General features: G+C 67.4%; 16 protein-coding genes and 1 tRNA gene. 5 read left to right on the top strand and 12 right to left on the bottom strand.

Annotated elements, in window-relative coordinates; translation table 11 throughout:
- Nucleotides 1-474: a hypothetical protein gene (locus FBR43_RS12625; protein ID WP_136943445.1), complete on the bottom strand. Its 474-nt coding sequence runs from the start codon at nt 472-474 to the stop codon at nt 1-3.
- Nucleotides 471-1,115 (bottom strand): histidine phosphatase family protein, encoded by a 645-nt coding sequence (locus FBR43_RS12630; protein WP_136943446.1) that lies wholly within the window; start codon nt 1,113-1,115, stop codon nt 471-473. The genes FBR43_RS12625 and FBR43_RS12630 overlap by 4 nt, the downstream gene beginning before the upstream one ends.
- A gap of 140 nt (nt 1,116-1,255) precedes the next feature.
- Between FBR43_RS12630 and FBR43_RS12635 the strand changes: the two genes are divergently transcribed.
- Together FBR43_RS12635 and dnaN are read left to right on the top strand one after the other, a co-directional pair.
- Entirely contained in the window at nt 1,256-1,912 is a 657-nt protein-coding gene (locus FBR43_RS12635) for an outer membrane protein (RefSeq protein ID WP_136943447.1), read from the top strand.
- Between the two features lie 134 nt (nt 1,913-2,046).
- Nucleotides 2,047-3,174 carry a DNA polymerase III subunit beta gene (dnaN, locus tag FBR43_RS12640; RefSeq protein WP_136943448.1) on the top strand — a complete coding sequence of 376 codons (1,128 nt, stop codon included), beginning with the start codon at nt 2,047-2,049 and terminating at the stop codon, nt 3,172-3,174.
- Between the two features lie 129 nt (nt 3,175-3,303).
- Here dnaN and ppc read toward each other — a convergent pair whose 3' ends face one another.
- The 6 genes from ppc to recF form a co-directional block, all read right to left on the bottom strand.
- Entirely contained in the window at nt 3,304-5,979 is a 2,676-nt protein-coding gene (gene ppc / locus FBR43_RS12645) for a phosphoenolpyruvate carboxylase (protein WP_136944212.1), read from the bottom strand.
- 79 nt (nt 5,980-6,058) lie between these two features.
- A complete protein-coding gene (locus FBR43_RS12650; protein ID WP_212611924.1) occupies nt 6,059-6,463 on the bottom strand; it encodes a septal ring lytic transglycosylase RlpA family protein in 405 nt (134 codons plus the stop codon).
- A 63-nt stretch (nt 6,464-6,526) separates the two neighbouring features.
- A complete protein-coding gene (gyrB, locus tag FBR43_RS12655; protein ID WP_394344035.1) occupies nt 6,527-9,013 on the bottom strand; it encodes a DNA topoisomerase (ATP-hydrolyzing) subunit B in 2,487 nt (828 codons plus the stop codon).
- Complete coding sequence (locus FBR43_RS12660; protein ID WP_136943451.1) at nt 8,991-9,971, bottom strand: GGDEF domain-containing protein; 981 nt, start codon at nt 9,969-9,971, stop codon at nt 8,991-8,993. Before FBR43_RS12660 ends, gyrB begins: the two co-directional genes overlap by 23 nt.
- Before the next feature lie 108 nt (nt 9,972-10,079).
- Complete coding sequence (locus FBR43_RS12665; RefSeq protein WP_136943452.1) at nt 10,080-11,429, bottom strand: DEAD/DEAH box helicase; 1,350 nt, start codon at nt 11,427-11,429, stop codon at nt 10,080-10,082.
- Between the two features lie 184 nt (nt 11,430-11,613).
- Entirely contained in the window at nt 11,614-12,699 is a 1,086-nt protein-coding gene (recF, locus tag FBR43_RS12670; RefSeq protein ID WP_136943453.1) for a DNA replication/repair protein RecF, read from the bottom strand.
- Between the two features lie 114 nt (nt 12,700-12,813).
- Between recF and FBR43_RS12675 the strand changes: the two genes are divergently transcribed.
- Nucleotides 12,814-13,158 (top strand): hypothetical protein, encoded by a 345-nt coding sequence (locus tag FBR43_RS12675; RefSeq protein ID WP_136943454.1) that lies wholly within the window; start codon nt 12,814-12,816, stop codon nt 13,156-13,158.
- A gap of 3 nt (nt 13,159-13,161) precedes the next feature.
- On the opposite strand, the gene FBR43_RS12680 is transcribed toward FBR43_RS12675, so the two are convergent.
- Entirely contained in the window at nt 13,162-13,911 is a 750-nt protein-coding gene (locus FBR43_RS12680) for a Coq4 family protein (RefSeq protein ID WP_136943455.1), read from the bottom strand.
- A gap of 150 nt (nt 13,912-14,061) precedes the next feature.
- On the opposite strand from FBR43_RS12680, the gene FBR43_RS12685 reads away from it, so the two are divergent.
- A complete protein-coding gene (locus tag FBR43_RS12685; protein ID WP_136943456.1) occupies nt 14,062-15,645 on the top strand; it encodes a peptide chain release factor 3 in 1,584 nt (527 codons plus the stop codon).
- A 229-nt stretch (nt 15,646-15,874) separates the two neighbouring features.
- Here the strand turns inward: FBR43_RS12685 and FBR43_RS12690 are convergent, their stop codons facing one another.
- Nucleotides 15,875-16,783, bottom strand: a complete 909-nt coding sequence (locus FBR43_RS12690; RefSeq protein ID WP_136943457.1) for a peptidylprolyl isomerase — start codon at nt 16,781-16,783, stop codon at nt 15,875-15,877.
- A 105-nt stretch (nt 16,784-16,888) separates the two neighbouring features.
- Between FBR43_RS12690 and FBR43_RS12695 the strand changes: the two genes are divergently transcribed.
- A tRNA-Ser gene (locus FBR43_RS12695) sits at nt 16,889-16,979 on the top strand.
- Between the two features lie 526 nt (nt 16,980-17,505).
- Here FBR43_RS12695 and FBR43_RS16660 read toward each other — a convergent pair.
- Both FBR43_RS16660 and FBR43_RS16665 read right to left on the bottom strand, forming a co-directional pair.
- Nucleotides 17,506-17,868: a hypothetical protein gene (locus FBR43_RS16660; protein WP_449448562.1), complete on the bottom strand. Its 363-nt coding sequence runs from the start codon at nt 17,866-17,868 to the stop codon at nt 17,506-17,508.
- Nucleotides 17,869-18,174: 306 nt separating this feature from the next.
- Nucleotides 18,175-18,447 carry a hypothetical protein gene (locus FBR43_RS16665; protein WP_449448563.1) on the bottom strand — a complete coding sequence of 91 codons (273 nt, stop codon included), beginning with the start codon at nt 18,445-18,447 and terminating at the stop codon, nt 18,175-18,177.
- Between the last annotated feature and the right edge of the window lie 18 nt (nt 18,448-18,465).

Consider the following 18,465-nt stretch of genomic DNA (forward strand, 5'->3'; position numbering starts at 1 on the left):
TCAGCGCGCGCAGGCCACCCCGGCCGCGTCGATCGCGGTGGCGGCGCCCGCCAGCGCATATACATCGGCGAACGGCGCACCGTTGGCTGCGATCGTCTCGACGCTCATGCTGCGGCTGCCGCGCATCGCCGCCACGATCGCGCGGTCGGTTGCTGGATCGGGCGCCCAGGCGTCGCGCGGGCCGGCGACGAGCGCGAACCGGCGCGCGCCGATCGCCAGCGTCACGCGCGCCCGCGGCGTGCGTGCGCGGCTGAGGCGGATGTGCAACTGCTGGCCGATGCCCTCGCCCGGCCAGAAGGCGACGCTGCCGAATGCACCGCTGCGCGCGCGCCGCACCGGCGCGGCGATGGCGTAGCAGCGGCGTGGCGATGCATCGCGGAACGCGCCCCATCCGTCGAACACGCCAAGCGTCTCGCGCGGGACGCGATCGGCCTGCGCGGCCATCGCCATTGTCGCAAGCCACGCCAGCATCATGCCGGCGCCGAGCCGCTGCCGGTGACGACGATGCGTTCGCTACCCTTGTCGATCAGCGATACCGATCCCTGTGCGAGTCCGGGTGCGATCGCGGTGCCGAAGGCGGGCAGCGGAGCGGCCCCCGTCATCAATCCGCGCAACACCCGGCTCGACATGCCGTGCATCACCACCAGCCGGTCCTCGCTGTCGTGCGCGGTGTCGGCGAGCCAGCCGGCAAGCCGCGTCGCGACGGCGCCATAGCTTTCCCCACCCGGCGGCGGCGCCGCGAAAAGCCCATGTTCGGCGTTCCAGAAGCCCCCGACCTCACCTGCCAGCCCGGCATAGTCACGCCCGCCCCAGGCCCCGACATCGATCTCGCGCAGCCGCGCATCGGTGCGCACGCCATGCCAGGCGAGTTCGAGATGCTCGGCGATCACCGCCAGCGTCTGCAACGCGCGCCCCGTGGGCGATGCCCATAATGTAAGCGCCGGACGCGCGCCGAGCAGTGCGCGCAGCCCCGCTCCCATCGCTTCCGCCTGCGCGAAACCCGCGCGCGTCAGCGGCGTATGCGGCGCGTCGCCCTGTAGCCGGCGCGCGGCGTTGAACACCGTTTCGCCATGGCGGGCGATGAAGTCACGACCGGCGCGGCGCTGATGATCCATCGGCGTGCTTTCAAGCCCCTGTGGCGCAAAAGCAACGCTTTTCCGCGTTTATCTGAGGTTCATGCAACTTCGCTGCACCGCAACCATTTGAGCCTCCCCGCCCGGATGTGAACGGGCGTGTACAGTTAAGGAGTTTCTCTATGCGTTACGCTATCGCAGCCGCACTGGTCGCATCGTCGGCGCTCGCCGCCCCCGCCTTCGCGCAGGACGTCAATCCCGCCTTAACCGGCCCGCGCGTCGGCGTGATCGGCGGCTATGACGGCATCCGCCCCGGCAGCAGCGAAGACAGCGACATCGACGGCGACGACCAGACCGTCGACGGCTTCGTCTACGGCGTCGATGCCGGCTATGACGTCGCGATCGGCGGCTTCGTCGTCGGTGCAGAGCTCGAATTGAGCGATTCGACCGGCAAGGTCGAGACCGATCGTCGTAACCCCAACACCTTCGGCTTCGGCGAAGTCAGCACGGGCCGCGACATCTATCTCGGCGCACGTGTCGGCGCGCTCGCGACCCCCAACACGCTCGTCTATGCCAAGGGCGGCTACACCAATGCCCGCCTCAACGTGCTGGGCGGTGACGGCACCACCGTGCTCGACGAGAATTTCGAGCTCGACGGCTGGCGCGCCGGCGCCGGTGTCGAGCAGGCGATCGGCACCAACACCTATGCCAAGCTCGAATATCGCTACTCGAACTATTCGAACGCCAATTTCGAGTTCTTCGACGGCGCGACGACGAGCGACTTCTCGATCGACACCGATCGCCATCAGGTCGTGGCCGGCGTGGGCATTCGCTTTTAACGCCGCGCTAACAAGCCACTTCTAGGCCGAACGAGGGTCGGGGCGCTTGCCCCGGCCCTTTTTCACGTTAGACAAAACGTCCGGGAGAATCGCCGGGCACGGTTGGCGGGCGCATGCCCGGGGGTTGGGAAACGATGAAGGCCACGATCGAACGCGCGACGCTGTTGAAGGCGCTGAGCCACGTCCAGTCGGTGGTCGAGCGGCGCAACACCATTCCGATCCTGTCGAACGTGCTGATCGACGCGCAGGCAGGCGGCGCGATCCGGCTGATGGCGACCGACCTCGACCTGCAGATCGACGAGACCGTCGCCGCCGCCATCGACCAGCCCGGATCGACCACGGTCTCGGCGCACACGCTGTTCGATATCGCGCGCAAGCTGCCCGAAGGCGCGCAGGTCGAGCTTTCCGCCGCCGAGGGCCGGCTGACGATCAAGGCCGGGCGTGCACGCTTCACGCTGGCGACGCTGCCGCGCGACGACTTTCCCGTTATCGCCGAAGGCGAGCTGCCGACGCAGTTCGAACTCCCCGCCGATCTCCTCAAGGCGATGATCGACAAGACGCGCTTCGCGATCTCGACCGAGGAGACGCGATACTATCTGAACGGCATCTTCCTGCACGTCGCCGACGAGGGCGGACCCGCAGGCGGCGGCGCCGTGCTCAAGGCCGCGGCGACCGACGGTCACCGGCTCGCGCGCGTGACGGTGCCGCGCCCCGACGGCGCCGAGACGATGCCCGACGTCATCGTGCCGCGCAAATGCGTGGGCGAGCTGCGCAAGCTGCTCGACGAGATCGACGGGTCGGTCGGCGTGTCGCTCAGCCCGTCGAAGATCCGCTTCGATCTGGGTTCGGCGATCCTCACCTCCAAGCTGATCGACGGCACCTTCCCCGATTATTCGCGCGTCATCCCCAGCGGCAACGACAAGCTGCTGAAGCTCGATCCACGCAGCTTCATGCAGGGTGTCGACCGCGTGTCGACGATCGCCACCGAGAAGACGCGCGCGGTGAAGATGGCGCTCGACCGCGACAAGATCACGCTGTCGGTCACCTCGCCCGAGAACGGCACCGCCGCCGAGGAAGTCCCCGGCGACTATGCGGCGATGGGCTTCGAGATCGGCTTCAACAGCCGCTATCTGATGGACATTCTGGCGCAGATCGAGGGCGACACGGTCGAAGTGCACCTCGCCGACGCATCGGCACCGACGCTGATCCGCGAGAACGACAAGTCGCCGGCGCTGTACGTGCTGATGCCGATGCGGGTGTAGGCCAGGGAATTCCGTTCGTGTCGAGCGAAGTCGAGACACGGCGCCGAGCGAAGCCGATGCCCGCCGCGCAACACCTCGCCTTCGCTCGGCCAAGCCCCTCGACTCCGCTCGGGGCGAACGGGGATTGGATTATCCGCTGTTCCTGAGCGCCGTCGCGATCGCGTTGATCGATAACAGAATGCCTTCGCCGATCCGCGCATCGGCCTCGCCCGCGCGGTGGCGCTTGAGCAGCTCGATCTGAAGCAGGTTGAGCGGTTCGATATAGGGCAGGCGCAGCCGGATCGAGCTTTCGAGCGCGGGGCTCTTCTCGAGCAGCCGCGTCTGGCGGGTGATGCCGAGCAGCCCGTCATGCGTCGCCTGCCAGCCGTCACGGATGCGGCCGAACACGGTATCGCGCAGGTCCGCATCCTCGACCAGCGCGGCATAGCGCGCCGCGACCCCCATGTCGGACTTGGCGAGCACCATCTCCATGTTGGCAAGCGTCGCCGCGAAGAACGGCCACCCACTCGCCATCTCGCGCAGCAGCCCCTTGTCGGCAAACGCGTCGATCGCGGCGCCCACGCCGTACCAGCCGGGCAGCATCACGCGCGCCTGCGCCCAGCTGAACACCCAGGGGATGGCGCGCAGATCCTCGATCGCGTCCGACTTCTTGCGGCTGGCGGGACGCGAGCCGATCTTGAGGCCCGATATCTCGGCGATCGGCGTCATCTGGCGGAAGAACTGCCGGAAGCCCTCGGTTTGATAGACCAGCCCGCGATAGGCCTTGAACGCCGTGGCCGACAATTCGTCCATCGCCGCAGCGAAGCGCGCGGCATCGGCCGGGGCCAGCCGCTCGGGCTCGAGGCTGGCGAGCAGCGTGGCCGATGTCATCGCTTCCAGATTGGTCATCGCGCTCGCGCGCGTGCCGTATTTGGCGGCGATCACTTCGCCCTGCTCGGTGATGCGGATGCGGCCCTGCACCGTGCCCGGCGGCTGCGCGCGAATGGCGGCAAATGCGGAGCCGCCACCGCGCCCAACCGCGCCGCCGCGCCCGTGGAACAGTTGCAGCCCCACCCCGGCATCGGCGAACACCTCGGCCAAGGCCGCCGATCCGCGCGACAATTGCCAGGTCGAGGTCAGATAGCCGCCATCCTTGTTCGAATCCGAATAGCCGATCATCACTTCCTGATGGCCGCGCGCGCCGGCGATCGCCGCGACTTCGGGCAGCGCCAGCCAGGCGCGCATCACCTCGGCGCCGCCTTCGAGATCGGCGACGGTCTCGAACAGCGGCACCGCCATGACATGCGCCTGCGGCGGATCGCCGGGCACGTACAATCCCGCTTCCTTGAGCAGCAGCTGTACCTCGAGCAGGTCCGACAGCGACTGCGCCATCGAGATCACGTAGTTGCGGATCGAGGCGCGCCCATAGCGATCATGGGCGCGCGCGGCGGCATGGAGGATCGCGAGCTCGCCTGCCGTCTCGTCCGAATAGGACGCATAGGGGCTGGCGAGCGGGCGCGGGCTCGCAAGCTCGCGGCGCAACAGCGCCACGCGCGCATCCTCGTTGAGCGCCGCATACCCGCTCTCGACGCCCGCGACCGCGAGTAGCTCGGCGACGACGCGCTCGTGCACTGCCGCGTTCTGCCGCAGGTCGAGCGTCGCGAGATGAAAGCCGAATATCTCGACCGCGCGGATCAGCCGGCCGAGCGCGCCGCCGGTGCCGAGCGGCGCATCGCTTGCACCTGCGAGGCCATGCGCGATCGCCGCGAGATCGTCACGCAGCGCCTGCGGGTGCGGATAGGGCTCGCCGGTGAGCGCGCCGGGGCGCGGGGCGCGCCTGCCGACCAGCTTCTCGTGCGTGGCGGCAAGCCGAGCATAGATGCCCGACAAGGCGCGGCGATAGGGCTCGTCGGCGCGGCTGGCCGCGGTATCGCCGCTCGCTTCGGCCAGCCGGCCGACATCGCCGTTGACCGGCGTGATCTCGGTCGAGATCGAAAGCTCGGCACCGAGCGCGTGGACGGCATCGAGATAATGGACCAGCGCGACCTCGGCCGCGCGGCCGAGGGCATGTTCGAGCGCATCGGCGGTGACATAGGGATTGCCGTCGCGATCGCCGCCGATCCAGCTGCCCAGCCGCAGGAAGCCGGGCGTGCGCCGCCCCAGCGCGCGGTCCCAGCGTGCATAGAGCGCGGGCAGCGCGGGCAGGAACACGTCGCGCATGTAGCTGAGCGCGGTTTCGACCTCGTCGGCGACGTACAGCCGTTCGCGCCGCAGCACGCGCGTCTGCCACAAGAGCGCGATCTGGCGCAGGATCGCCTGCTCGACGCGGTCGCCGTCCTCGGTTTCCTCGATCCCGCGGTCCATGAGCGCCAGCAATTCGGCGATGCGGTTACGATGGTCGATCATCGACTTGCGCCGCACTTCGGTGGGGTGCGCGGTGAGCACGGGGGCGACCAGCGCCTGCTCCATCAGCGCCACGACCTGATCGCGCTCGACGCCGCGCTCGGCGAGCTTCGCCAGCGCATGCGCGACATCGGCTGATTCCTCGCGCGCTACCCCCTGCCGGTCCTCGGCGAGGTTGGCAAGCATCGAGAACAGCATGAAGCCGCGCAGGAAATCGAGCGTTTCGTCGAGGCTGAGGCGATCAATACCCGGATCGATCGCGTCGGCGCCGGCGATGCCGCGATGGCGGTCGACCGAGGTAGAGCGGATATATTCGGTGCGGCGGAACAGTTCCTCGCCGCCATAGGCGCGGATGACGTCGCCTAGCAGCCGCCCGAGGAAGCGGATGTCGGGATTGTTCGCGATCGATGGTAAGCTGGCCATCATGCTTCGCTGCTTTGCAGCGGCGATGGCGTCAACGCATTATTCGATAATTCGTATGCCGCGCATACGCAATTTCATTTCAGTTTCGTGTCACCAAGCTGAGCAGGACCTTGGCCGTGCCGCGGCTGACGATGCCCAGTTCGCGCGCGGCCGCCTTCGACAGGTCGATCGCGCGGCTCTTCACGAACGGTCCGCGATCGTTGATGCGCACCACCACACTCTTGCCGCTCAGCGCATCGGTCACGCGCACCAGGCTGCCAAAGGGCAGCGTGCGATGCGCTGCCGTCAGCTGCTCGGGATCGCATTTCTCGCCGCTGGCGGTGCGGTTGCCCGCAATCTCGCGCCCGAAGAAGCTGGCAAGGCCGGCGCCCAATTGCTCGATCACCGAATGCGGCTCGGCCTTGTCTTCGGCCAGAGCGGGCGTCGCGATCGTGCAGAGCAGCGCGGAACCCAGAATCGCGAACGAGCGTTTTGCGAGCGACAAATCGTTTCCCCTTGCAGCCCTTGCCTGCACGCAGGCGTACCGAAGGGCCGCAAGGGGTAAAGACTACACGTCGAGATTCGCGACGCTCAGTGCATTCTGCTGGATGAACTCCCGCCGCGGCTCGACAACGTCGCCCATCAGTCGCGTGAAGATCTCGTCGGCGACGTCGGCTTGGTCGATCGCGACCTTGAGCATCGATCGATTCGCGGGGTCGAGCGTCGTTTCCCACAATTGCTCGGCGTTCATCTCGCCCAGTCCCTTGTAGCGCTGGATCGACAAACCCTTGCGACCCGACAGGAGCACCGCCTCGAGCAGCTGGCTGGGGCGGCCGATCAGCGTCTCGCCCTTGGCGATGACGAGCGGTTCGTTCTCCTCGCTCTCGGTTGCGGCGGCGTCGTCGGCGCCGCTCTGTGCGCCGCGGATAGGCACCAGCCGCGCGGCCGCGGCATAGGTCTGCGCTTCCTCGGCGGCGAGGCCGTGGAGCTTGCGCGCCTCGGCCGAGGCAAGGAACGTCGCCTCGATCACATGATGGTCGGTCACGCCGCGCCACACGCGGCGGAAGTGGAAACCGCCCTCGCCGGTCATCTCGGCCGACCAGCGTGCTTCGCTGTCGGCAAGATCGAGCCGGCGCGTGACTTCGACGAGGCGTTCGCCACGCTGCTCGCGCGTCGCTTCGGGATCGAGCGCACCGCCCAGCGCCAGCGTCTCGATGATGCCGGCATCGTAGCGGCGCGGCACATAGCGCATCAGCGTGCGCATCCGGCGCGCATGGTCGACGAGCGCGCGCAGATCGGCGTCGGCGCGCGTACCGCTTGCGGTTTCGAGCAGGTTGAGGCCAACGCCGGCCTCGACAAGATACTGGTCAAGTGCTGCATCGTCCTTCAGATACACCTCGCTGCGCCCCTTCGTCGCCTTGTAGAGCGGCGGCTGCGCGATGTAGAGATGGCCCGCCTGGATGATTTCGGGCATCTGGCGATAGAAGAACGTCAGCAACAGCGTGCGGATATGCGCGCCGTCGACATCGGCGTCGGTCATGATGACGATCTTGTGGTAGCGCAGCTTCGCGAGGTTGAAGTCGTCGCGCCCGATGCCGGTGCCCATCGCCTGGATCAGCGTGCCAATCTCGCGGCTGCCCAGCATGCGGTCGAAGCGCGCACGCTCGACGTTGAGGATCTTGCCGCGCAGCGGCAGGATCGCCTGGAAATGGCGGTCGCGGCCCTGCTTGGCGCTACCGCCTGCCGAATCGCCCTCGACGAGGAACAGCTCGGACTTGGCGGGATCGCGCTCCTGACAGTCGGCAAGCTTGCCAGGCAGGCTGGCGATGTCCATCACGCCCTTGCGCCGCGTCAGCTCGCGCGCCTTCTTCGCCGCCTCGCGCGCGGCGGCGGCGTCGATCACCTTCTGCACGATCGCCTTGGCGTGCGCGGGATTCTCCTCGAGCCATTCGGCCAGCTTGTCGGCCATCAGGCTCTCGAGCGGCTGACGCACTTCAGAGCTGACCAGCTTGTCCTTGGTCTGGCTCGAGAACTTCGGGTCGGGCAGCTTGACCGATACGATCGCGGTCAGCCCCTCGCGCATGTCGTCGCCGGTGAGGCTCACCTTCTCCTTCTTGAGCAGTCCCGACTTGTCGGCATAGTTGTTGAGCGTACGCGTGAGCGCGGCGCGGAACGCCGCCAGATGCGTGCCGCCGTCGCGCTGCGGGATGTTGTTGGTGAAGGCGAGGACATTCTCGTAATAGCTGTCGTTCCATTCGAGCGCGACGTCGATCGTCACGTCGTCGCGCGTGCCCGAGATCGCGATCGGCGCTTCCATCAGCGGCGTCTTGGCGCGATCGAGATACTGGACGAACGCCGCGATGCCGCCTTCGTAGAACAATTCGACCTCGCGCGCTTCCTCGTGCCGCAGGTCGCGCAGGAACAGCCGCACGCCCGAATTGAGGAAGGCGAGCTCGCGATAGCGATGCTCGAGCTTGTCGAAATCATATTCGGTAATCTTGAACGTCGCGGGCGAGGCGAGGAACGTGACGCGCGTGCCCTTCTTGCCGTTCGAAGGGCCGATCACCCGCAGCGGCGCCTCGGCATCGCCGTGGCGGAAGCGCATGTAATGCTCCTCGCCATCGCGCCAGATATTGAGATCGAGCCATTCGCTGAGCGCGTTGACCACGCTCACGCCCACGCCGTGCAGCCCGCCCGAGACCTTGTAGGCATTGTCGTCGCTGGTGTTCTCGAACTTCCCGCCAGCGTGCAGCTGGGTCATGATGACCTCGGCCGCCGACACGCCTTCCTCGGCATGGATGCCCGTCGGAATGCCGCGGCCATTGTCCTCGACAGAGACCGATCCGTCAGCGTTGAGCTCGATGAGGATACGGTCGCAATGGCCCGCGAGCGCCTCGTCGATGGCGTTGTCGCTGACCTCGAACACCATGTGGTGCAGGCCCGAGCCGTCGTCGGTATCGCCGATATACATGCCCGGCCGCTTGCGAACCGCGTCGAGCCCCTTCAGCACCTTGATCGAGGAGGCGCCATATTCATTTTCGGTGGGTGTTGCCATGCCGAGCATATAGGGTTTCGCGGGCAGGAACGGAAGCGAAATGGGGCGGTGCGGCCGCCGGCCCGGCCGAGGCGATACGCACCTGATTGCGGCCCGCGCGCTTGGCGGCATAGAGCGCCGCATCGGCCGCCGCGAAGCAGCTTTCGGGCGATCCCTGCGCCGCCGCAATCCCCGCCGACACGCCGAAATGCACGAGCTTCCCCTGCCAGGCGACGGGCGAGGCCAGCAGCGGGATTACGCGCGCGATAAGGCGCGCGCGCGGCAGCATCGGGCCGTGCGGCAGCAGCGCGGCGAATTCGTCACCGCCCAGCCGCGCGATCAGCGCAGCGTCGCCCAGCGTATCCCACAGCCGCATCGCGAAGCTGCGCAGGCACGCATCGCCCGCGTCGTGACCGTAGCGATCGTTCACCTGCTTGAACCCGTCGAGATCGAGCAGTACCAGTGCGCCGATGCCCGCGCTGGCAGGATCGGGCAGATCGAGGAAACGCGCCTCGAAGGTCGCGCGATTGCCAAGGCCGGTGAGCGGATCGCGCTCGGCGCGTGCACGGAGTTGCTCGAGTTCGGCGCGCTGGCGCGTCACGTCCTGCTTGAAGCCGTTGAGCGCGACTGCCCGCCCGTCGCGGCTCTCGACCTCGCCCCATACGCGCATCCAGCGCCGCTCGCCCGTTACCGCGCGGATCGCGGCATCGAAGGTAAAGGCGCTGCCGCTGAGAATCGCGGCGCTGCGCACGCGCTCCATCGTCTCGCGCGACTCATCCTCGTACAGCCCGACGATCTCGGGCCGTTCCACGCGCACACCCGGATCGATGCCGAACAGGCCGTAGACGCCGTGCGTCCAGCCCAGCCTTTCGCCGGCAAGCTCGCATCGCCACGCGCCGCCGCCCGCCAGCGTCGCCGCCCGCGCGATCATCGCCGGCGGCACGCTGTGTTCAGGTCCGATCGCGTGGACGTCGCTCATGGCCCCCCCGGATAGCCGTGCGATGGTTAAGCACCGATTTGCGGTGCTCGTTACGCTACGGTATCCGTTTGGCAAGCGATATCGGCGCGCGCGAGCCGCCGCGATCGGTCAGCGCTGGCCACCCGCACGCTGCGGTCCGCCACGGCCGCCGCCGCCCGGACGACCGCCGCGACGCTGCTGGCCGCCGGGCCGTGCGCGCGCATCGCCCGCGGGCTTGGCGGCGTGCGTCGCGCGCGGACGGCGCGGACCCTGTTCCTGGCGCGGCCGATCGGGCCGCTCGGCGGGAATGGGGCCGACGCGGCTGTTACGGATGCGCTCGGATTCGGCCTGGAAATTCTCGGGCAGCGGCACCACCGGAATGCTCTGGCGCGTCAGCTTCTCGATGCCGCGCAGATAGGCGCGCTCGTCATCGGCGCAGAAGGCATAGGCGATGCCGTCTTTGCCCGCGCGTGCGGTACGGCCGATGCGGTGGACATATTGCTCGGCCACGTTGGGCAGCTCGAAGTTGAGCACATGGCTGACGCCCGGCACATCGATGCCGCGCGCGGCGATGTCGGTGGCGACGAGGATCTTGACGGTGCCCGCGCGGAACGCTGCAAGCGCCTTCTCGCGCTGCGGCTGGCTCTTGTTGCCGTGGATCGCATTGGCGGCGATGCCGTTGGTGGCGAGCAGCTTCACGACGCGATCGGCGCCGTGCTTGGTGCGCGTGAACACCAGCGCGCGCTCGACATCGTTCTTCTGGAAGAACAGCGTCAGCAGCGCCTGCTTTTCGGCCTGGTTGATGAACGTCACATATTGCTCGACGCGCTCGGCAGTCGACGAAACCGGAGTCACGCGCACTTCGGCGGGATCGGTCAGGAACTTGTCGGCCAGTTCCTTGATGTCGCGCGGCATCGTCGCCGAGAAGAACAGGCTCTGGCGATCGACGGGCAGCATCGCCACGATCTTGCGCAGCGTATGGATGAAGCCGAGGTCGAGCATCTGGTCGGCCTCGTCGAGCACGAGGATCTCGAGATCGGCAAGGCTCATGCAGCGCTGCTCGATCAGGTCCATCAGCCGGCCCGGCGTGGCGACGAGGATATCGACGCCCGCTGCGGTATCGCGGCGGTTGCGCGCGATGGGCGTGCCGCCGAACACGGTGGCAACGTTGAGCTTGGTGTATTTGGCGTAGGCGCGCGCCGAATCGGCGATCTGGCTCGCCAGCTCGCGCGTGGGCGCCAGCACGAGCATCCGGCAGCGCATCGGCTTGCGGCGGATATTGGCCTTCACCAGCCGGTCGATCGAGGGAAGCATGAACGCGGCGGTCTTGCCGGTGCCCGTCTGCGCGATGCCGAGCAGATCGCGGCCCTCGAGTAGCGGCGGGATCGACTGGAGCTGGATTGGCGTCGGCGTGTCGTAATTCTTGTGCGCGAGCGCGTCGAGCACGGCCCGCGAAAGGCCAAGCGACTGGAATGTCATGAAGATAGACTCGTTCTTTGCGCACCGGGCGCAACCAGACGCACGGCGGGCGGGGGTGAAAGGCACCCCGCGTGACTTGGGAAGCTGGTCGGTCGCGACGCGAGCCTGGACGGTTTCCCGCCCGATCACGCTGCTTGGGTAAGCGTCGCTGCGCTGCGGCAAATGGGCGCAATCGCCCGCCAAGTCAAGCCGGCGCGGCCTCGCCACCCGAAAGCACTGCACCCTGCCCCACCACCATGTGCGTCGCATCGCTGCCGACGGCATCGAACAGCGCAGGCTCGGTGCCCGTCATCCACACCTGCCCGCGCCCCGCAAGCTGCGCGAACAGCGCGGCGCGACGCGCGGGATCGAGATGCGCGGCCACCTCGTCGAGCAGCAGCACGGGCGGTGTGCCGGTCCGCGCGGCAACGATTCCGGCATGCGCGAGCACCATACCCAGCAGCAGCGCCTTCTGCTCGCCGGTCGAACACTGCGCCGCCGCCTGGCGCTGGTCACGGTCGTGCACCAGCAGATCGGCACGATGCGGCCCCACGAGCGCGCGGCCCGCCGCCGCATCGCGCGCGCGCGCCTCGCGCAGCGCCGCCGCAAGCATCGCGCCATCGCCCTGCCATCCGTCGATCGCCAGCGCCGCGCGTGGAAAGGCGCCCGGCGCGCGATCGCCAAGATGCGCATCGAGCAGCGCCACCGCGTGCCGGCGCGCGGCGTCGAGCGCAGCGCCATGCTCGGCCATCCGCGCCTCGAGCGCCGCCAGCCAGTCAGCATCGGGGCGTGCATCACCCGCCAGCAGCGCATTGCGCTCGCGCATGGCGGCCTCGTAGCGCGCGGCATGTGCTGCGTGCGACGGAGCGAGCGCCAGCACCAGCCGGTCGAGAAAGCGACGCCGTTCGCCCGGCGGCTCGACGAACAGCCGGTCCATCGCCGGCGTCAGCCAGAGCACGCTCAGCCGCTCGGCAAGTGAGGCCAGGCTTGCTGCGCCGCCGTTGATGCGAACCACGCGCCGCTCGGGCGCCTCAGGCTGCGTGCCAGTGCCGATCGCATCGCCCGAGCCCAGCGTGGCAGCCACGCCGAAGCCGCCGCCGCCGCCCTGCCGCGCCATCGCGCCGAAACGCGCGCGTCGCAGCCCGCGCCCCGGCGCCAGCAGCGATACGGCTTCGAGAATGTTGGTTTTTCCCGCACCGTTGGCACCCGTCAGCACCACGAAGGCCGGGCCGGGGTGCAGCACGGCATCGCGATGGTTGCGAAAGTCCGACAGGCTCAGGCGGGTCAGCATCCCTGCCCCCTTAGCGCGCGGACTTCGCAGCGGAAACGGCCGGCTTCGATACGGTCACGCAACCTTCATCCGCCCAGCGGGTTGAGTTGCCCGCAAACAACGATGGAATGCACGATGTCCTACCGCCTTGCCCTCTCGCTTGCCCTCGTCCCGCTTGCCGCGGCATGCTCGCCGCAGACCCCGCAGGAGCAGCGTGCCGAAGCGCTGCGCGACGAGGCAGACGCGCAGGCCGATGCCATCGAGGCGGCGGCCGACAATCAGGCCGCGCAGATGGAGTCGCAGGCAGCGCAACTCGTCGAGCAGGCCGGCCCGTCCGAGAGCTTCGAGGCGCAGCGCCTGAAGGTGCAGGCCGATTCGCTCAAGGAGCAGGCAAAGCTCGTGCGCCGCGAGGCCGAAGCCAAGGCGCGCGCCGCGCGTGACCGCGGCGAGGCCGAAGCCAGCGCATTGCTGGCACAGTAACGCTCAGATCCCCTGCAAGCCGGCGGCGCGCAGATGACCCTGCGCGCGCCGGTAAGCAACCGGATCGCCGATGCCCAGGCGGCGCCGCGCGACCGCGATCGGCTCGGCCAGCAACGCCTCATAGTCCTCGCCATGCAACCAGCGCGCGCGGCGACCGTGGCGCCACCCCTCGATCACCGCCCGGGCGAACAGCGTGTTGCCGGTAACGCGCACGCTCTTGATTGCGGCACCGGCGGCGATGAACGCCCAGCCGAGCCCGCCGGTCTGCGCATAGCTGAACGCGACGAGGCACGCCTCGCCCAGCGGCTCCTCGGCGGTGTAGCCGGTCAGCACGTGCCAGATATCGTGAATGTCGCGTTCGCGCCTGCCGAACCACGCATAGGGATGCTCGACGTCGCGCCAGTCGGGATTGTCCGACGTGCTGATCTCGGCAAGCCCGTTGGCGGAGAAACCCGTGCGGTCGAGGAACGCGCGATACTCGGCACCAACCGTCCCGGCGGGCAGCGACTCGAGCCACGCACGGTCCGAAAAGCGCTGCGCCAGCTCGGTCCGTCGATAGGCGATACGGCCGCCCTCGGGATGCGCGAGCAGGCGGAGATAATTGCGGTGGCTCACATCGGCGTTGAGCGCGCGCATGATGCGAAAGACCTGCGTCGTATCCTCGGCATCGGCAAGCAGGCGCCGCAACGCCTTGAATGCGGCGCCCCAGTCGCGGCGCAGCGGACGGCCCGGGTTGATCGTCGTTACGCTCATCTTCGCGCCCCTGTTACTGACAGTAGTGTCAATAGTCCGATCGCGGCGAGCCGACAAGTCCCGGCGACGTCGGTCCGGCGGGCATGGCTCTGCCCGCCCTATGCCGCCCCCTCTCGACTTCGCGCGCGTCTCGCCCGATAGGCCGCGCACATGACATCCAGCGACCGCCGTACCTTCGCGATCATCTCGCATCCCGACGCAGGCAAGACCACGCTTACCGAAAAGCTGCTGCTGTTCGGCGGCGCGATCCATCTCGCGGGCGAGGTGAAGGCGCGCGGGGCGGCGCGACGCGCGCGATCGGACTGGATGAAGATCGAGCAGCAGCGCGGCATCTCGGTCACGTCGAGCGTGATGACCTTCGAGCGAGCGTTCGACGGGCTGGGCGACATCACCTTCAATCTGCTCGACACGCCGGGCCATGAGGATTTCAGCGAGGATACCTATCGCACGCTGACCGCGGTCGACTCGGCAGTGATGGTGATCGACGCCGCCAAGGGCATCGAGCCGCAGACGCGCAAGCTGTTCGAGGTCTGCCGGCTGCGCAACGTGCCGATCATCACCTTCGTCAACAAGGTCGATCGCGAGGGTCGCGATGCCTTCGCGCTGCTCGACGAAGTGGCTGACATGCTGGCGCTCGACGTGTGCCCGATGACGTGGCCCGCGGGCATGGGCGGCCAGTTCGAGGGCATCTACGATCTCGTCGACAACCGCCTGCTGCTGCCCGAGGGCGACAGCCGCGAATTCCAGGGCAAGGTCGAGCGCTTCACCGGGCTCGACGATGCGCGGCTCGACAGCGTGCTATCGCCCGAGGGCGTCGCGCGACTGCGTGAGGAAGCCGAACTGGCGATGGCGGGATACGAGCCTTTCGACGCCGCCGCCTATCGCGCGGGCGATCTGACACCCGTCTATTTCGGATCAGCACTCAAGGAGTTCGGTGTCGATTCGCTGATCGACGCGATCGCGCGCCACGCGCCGCCGCCGCGCCCGCAGCCCGCCGAACCCGCGCCCGTCGATCCCGGCGCGGGCGAAGTCACCGGCTTCGTGTTCAAGGTGCAGGCCAACATGGACCCCAATCACCGCGATCGCATCGCGTTCATGCGGCTGTGCTCGGGCACCTTCAAGCGCGGCATGAAGCTGACGCCCACCGGGCATGGCAAGCCCATCGCGATCCATTCGCCGATCCTGTTCTTCGCACGAGAGCGCGAACTCGCCGACGAGGCGTTTCCCGGCGACATCATCGGCATCCCCAACCACGGCACGCTGCGCGTCGGCGACACGCTGAGCGAGCGGGCGGCGATCCGCTTCACCGGCCTGCCCAATTTCGCGCCCGAGATTCTGCGCCGCGTGGTGCTCAAGGACCCCACCAAGACCAAGCAGCTGCGCAAGGCGCTCGACGACATGGCCGAGGAAGGCGTGACGCAGGTCTTCTATCCCGAGATCGGATCGAACTGGATCATCGGCGTCGTCGGCCAGCTCCAGCTCGACGTGCTCTTGAGCCGGCTCGATGCCGAATACAAGGTAGCCGCCGGGCTCGAACCCGCACCGTTCGATACCGCGCGCTGGGTATCGGCAGCCGATCCGGGCGAGCTGGCGAATTTCATGGATCTCAACCGCAGCTCGATGGCGAAGGATCGCGACGGCAATCCGGTGTTCCTCGCCAAATCGGCATGGGAAGTCGGCTATGTCGCCGAGCGCTACCCCGCCGTTACCTTCGCCGCGACGCGGGAGCGATGAGGGGGAGCGGACCGCCGCCGCGTCATTCCGGGGCTGATGGTCATCGGCCTGACCCAGCCGTTCGTCCTGAGTAGCCGCCGAGTAGCTGCGCAGCAGCGTATCGAGGTGGAGTATCGAAGGACCTGTTGTCAGGCGCCAACGGTGCTTCGATACTAGTCCTCGATACGCGCCTACGGCGCTACTCGGCCTATACTCAGTATGAACGGGTGGAGGGCTGGCATCGTTGTGGTCAACGCGCCGGGCGTACCGGCACCGGCACGTTGCACACATCGGCCCCGCCGGCGGGCACGTTGAAGAACGCATCGCGGCGATTGGCGCGCGCCTCGGCATAAGCCCTGAAGCTCGCGCTGTCGGTCGAGAGCGATTCGAACGCCGGCCGCTCGGCGGCAGGAAGGTCGCTCGCCAGGCGGATGCGCGCGATCGGCGTCCGCTCGGCTGCCGTCTTGTAGAAACCCAGCGCCTCGGTTCCGCGCGGCAGGCTGGAGAGATGCTCGATTCCGGCGATCACGCGCCCCACCAGCGCGATGTTGCGATCGAGATGGCGCGGCGCGTGGCCGATGACGGCATAGAGCTCGGCGCCGCTCCCCGTATCGGGTGCCAGATTGCGCCCCACGCCCACCATGCCATAGCAATGGACGGGCCAGGCGCGATCGCCCGCAAAGCCGATCGGCCAGCCGCGATACAGCCCCTCGCCCGCGGCATAGGGCGTGCGCGCCTCGCGCGCCGCGATGCCGGCGGGGGGCAGCGCGATCGTATATTGCGTCGCCGGCGCCGGCCGAATGCCGGCAGGAAGCGGCTTCTTCTCGGTCGCGTCGCCCCACTGGACGACATAATTGTCCTGCACGCGATTGACACTCGTGCCGTCCCACCAGCGCGCGGATGCCAGCGTGCGGATGTTGGCGATCCATCCTTGTGCGAAGGGCGCCGGCATCAGTTCGATTACCGCACGCCGCGCACGGCCGGCAGCGTCGGGCGCCAGATCGACGACGAGCAGATTCGACGCGTCGATCGACACCCAGTCGGCTGCCGGCGCCGCCGCCGCGATCTCGCCGGGCGCGCGCGCATCGGGCGCGACACGCCCCTGCGACTGCGCGGCCGAAGCCTGGACGAGGGCGAATGCTGCAAGGATCGCGATCATGGCGGCGATGCTGCCCCCATAAGCCGCACGTTGCAATGCCGGCGGCTGCGCCGCCCGGCTTGCGCACCCCGCCCGCCTCGCCTAAGCGCCCGCTTCCGGCAATGCGGAGCGGTGGCCGAGTGGTCGAAGGCGCTCGCCTGGAAAGTGAGTATACGGCAAAACCGTATCGAGGGTTCGAATCCCTCCCGCTCCGCCACCAAGTCTGCGGCTATCAGGGAAGAGGGTAGCTGCACCGCCGAAAGCCGCAAATTTGCGCCCTTTCGAGACGCCATGCGTACCAACAGACCTACTCTCCCGTCCTAGAACCTCGCTTTTTGCACCATTTTCTCCGGGCTGCAGCCCGGCAGTACCGTTTGGTGTTGTCCTTCATAAAAATGGCAGTTTCACCCTGTTTTCGCGCAGTAACAGGGAAACGAATGGCGCTTCTTGAACAGGGACTGGTGCCGGTACTCGTGTTTTCAAGCGCTTAGGCGCCCGGCCTAGTATATGTGACATCGATGTAACAGGGAGGAATCCTAAGAATATCACACGTCACAGGGACGATATTTGCGCACCGCCCACCTCTCCGCCTGGCGAGCAGCGAGCCCTTTCAATTTTAAAAGTCTGGTCTTAGAAAGACTGCGGACACGGTTACCGCCCTCGGGCAGGTGACTGGCCGACCCCACCACGGAGCATCATGTCGTCTGAATTTCAGTCGGCAGAGGTTTTGAACGGTCCGGGGATCATCGATGTCCAATTTCGACTTGCTTTACATGGCGCCGAGCGAGCTCAAGCCGCGTGATCGAGCGTATCGTACGCATCCTGAAAGTCAGATGGAGCGATTGTGCGGTTCCATCATTGCATACGGGTTCAATGATCCGGTCGGGATCGACGCCGATAACCGCATCGTCTCCGGTGCCGCGCGCGTGGCTGCTGCCGAGAGGCTCGGGCTCAACCGCATCCCGGTCATCCGCATCGATCACCTGAGTCCGGCCAAACTCCGCGCCTACGCGATCGCGGTGAACAAGATTGCTGAGCTCGCGGGATACGACGAGAGCGAGCTGGCGCTCGAACTGGGTGAAATCCAGTCGTTGCTCGGCGACCACGAGTTGCCGGAGCTGGGGTTAGAGACCGCCGAGCTCGACCGGCTACTGAGCCTTGGCGACGACATAGCCGAAGAGGAGGTCGTCGACGAGCCCGACCCCGATCGGGTGATTTCGGCAGTCGGAAGCATTTGGGACCTCGGTCGTCACGCGATGCTTTGCGGTGATGCGCTGTCACGCGACAGCTATGTCTCGCTGATGGGCGACGAGCGCGCGCGCTATATCATCAGCGATTTGCCGTACAATCTGAGCACCGACACCTTCTCGACCACGGGTCGACACTCTGATTTCTGCCAGGGGGCAGGCGAGTTAGACAGCGCTCAGTTTACCCGGTTCCTCACGACCGCGATGCGCCACATGGCCGCAATGAGCGCGAACGGCTCGATCCACATGTTCTTCATGAGCCATCACTTCTTGCTTGAGCTGCTCCGCGCTGGCCGGATCGTCTACGGCGACCATAAGACGATCATCACCTGGAAAAAGCAGTTCCCCGGTCTCGGCTCTTGGTACCGCAGCCAGAGCGAATTTATCGCCGCGTTCAAGAACGGCGACGCACCGTACATCAACAACTTGGGTGTCCACGGCCGCAACCGCAGCACG

The sequence above is a fragment of the Sphingomonas baiyangensis genome, from assembly GCF_005144715.1.
In the GTDB taxonomy this organism is placed as follows: Bacteria; Pseudomonadota; Alphaproteobacteria; order Sphingomonadales; family Sphingomonadaceae; genus Sphingomonas; species Sphingomonas baiyangensis.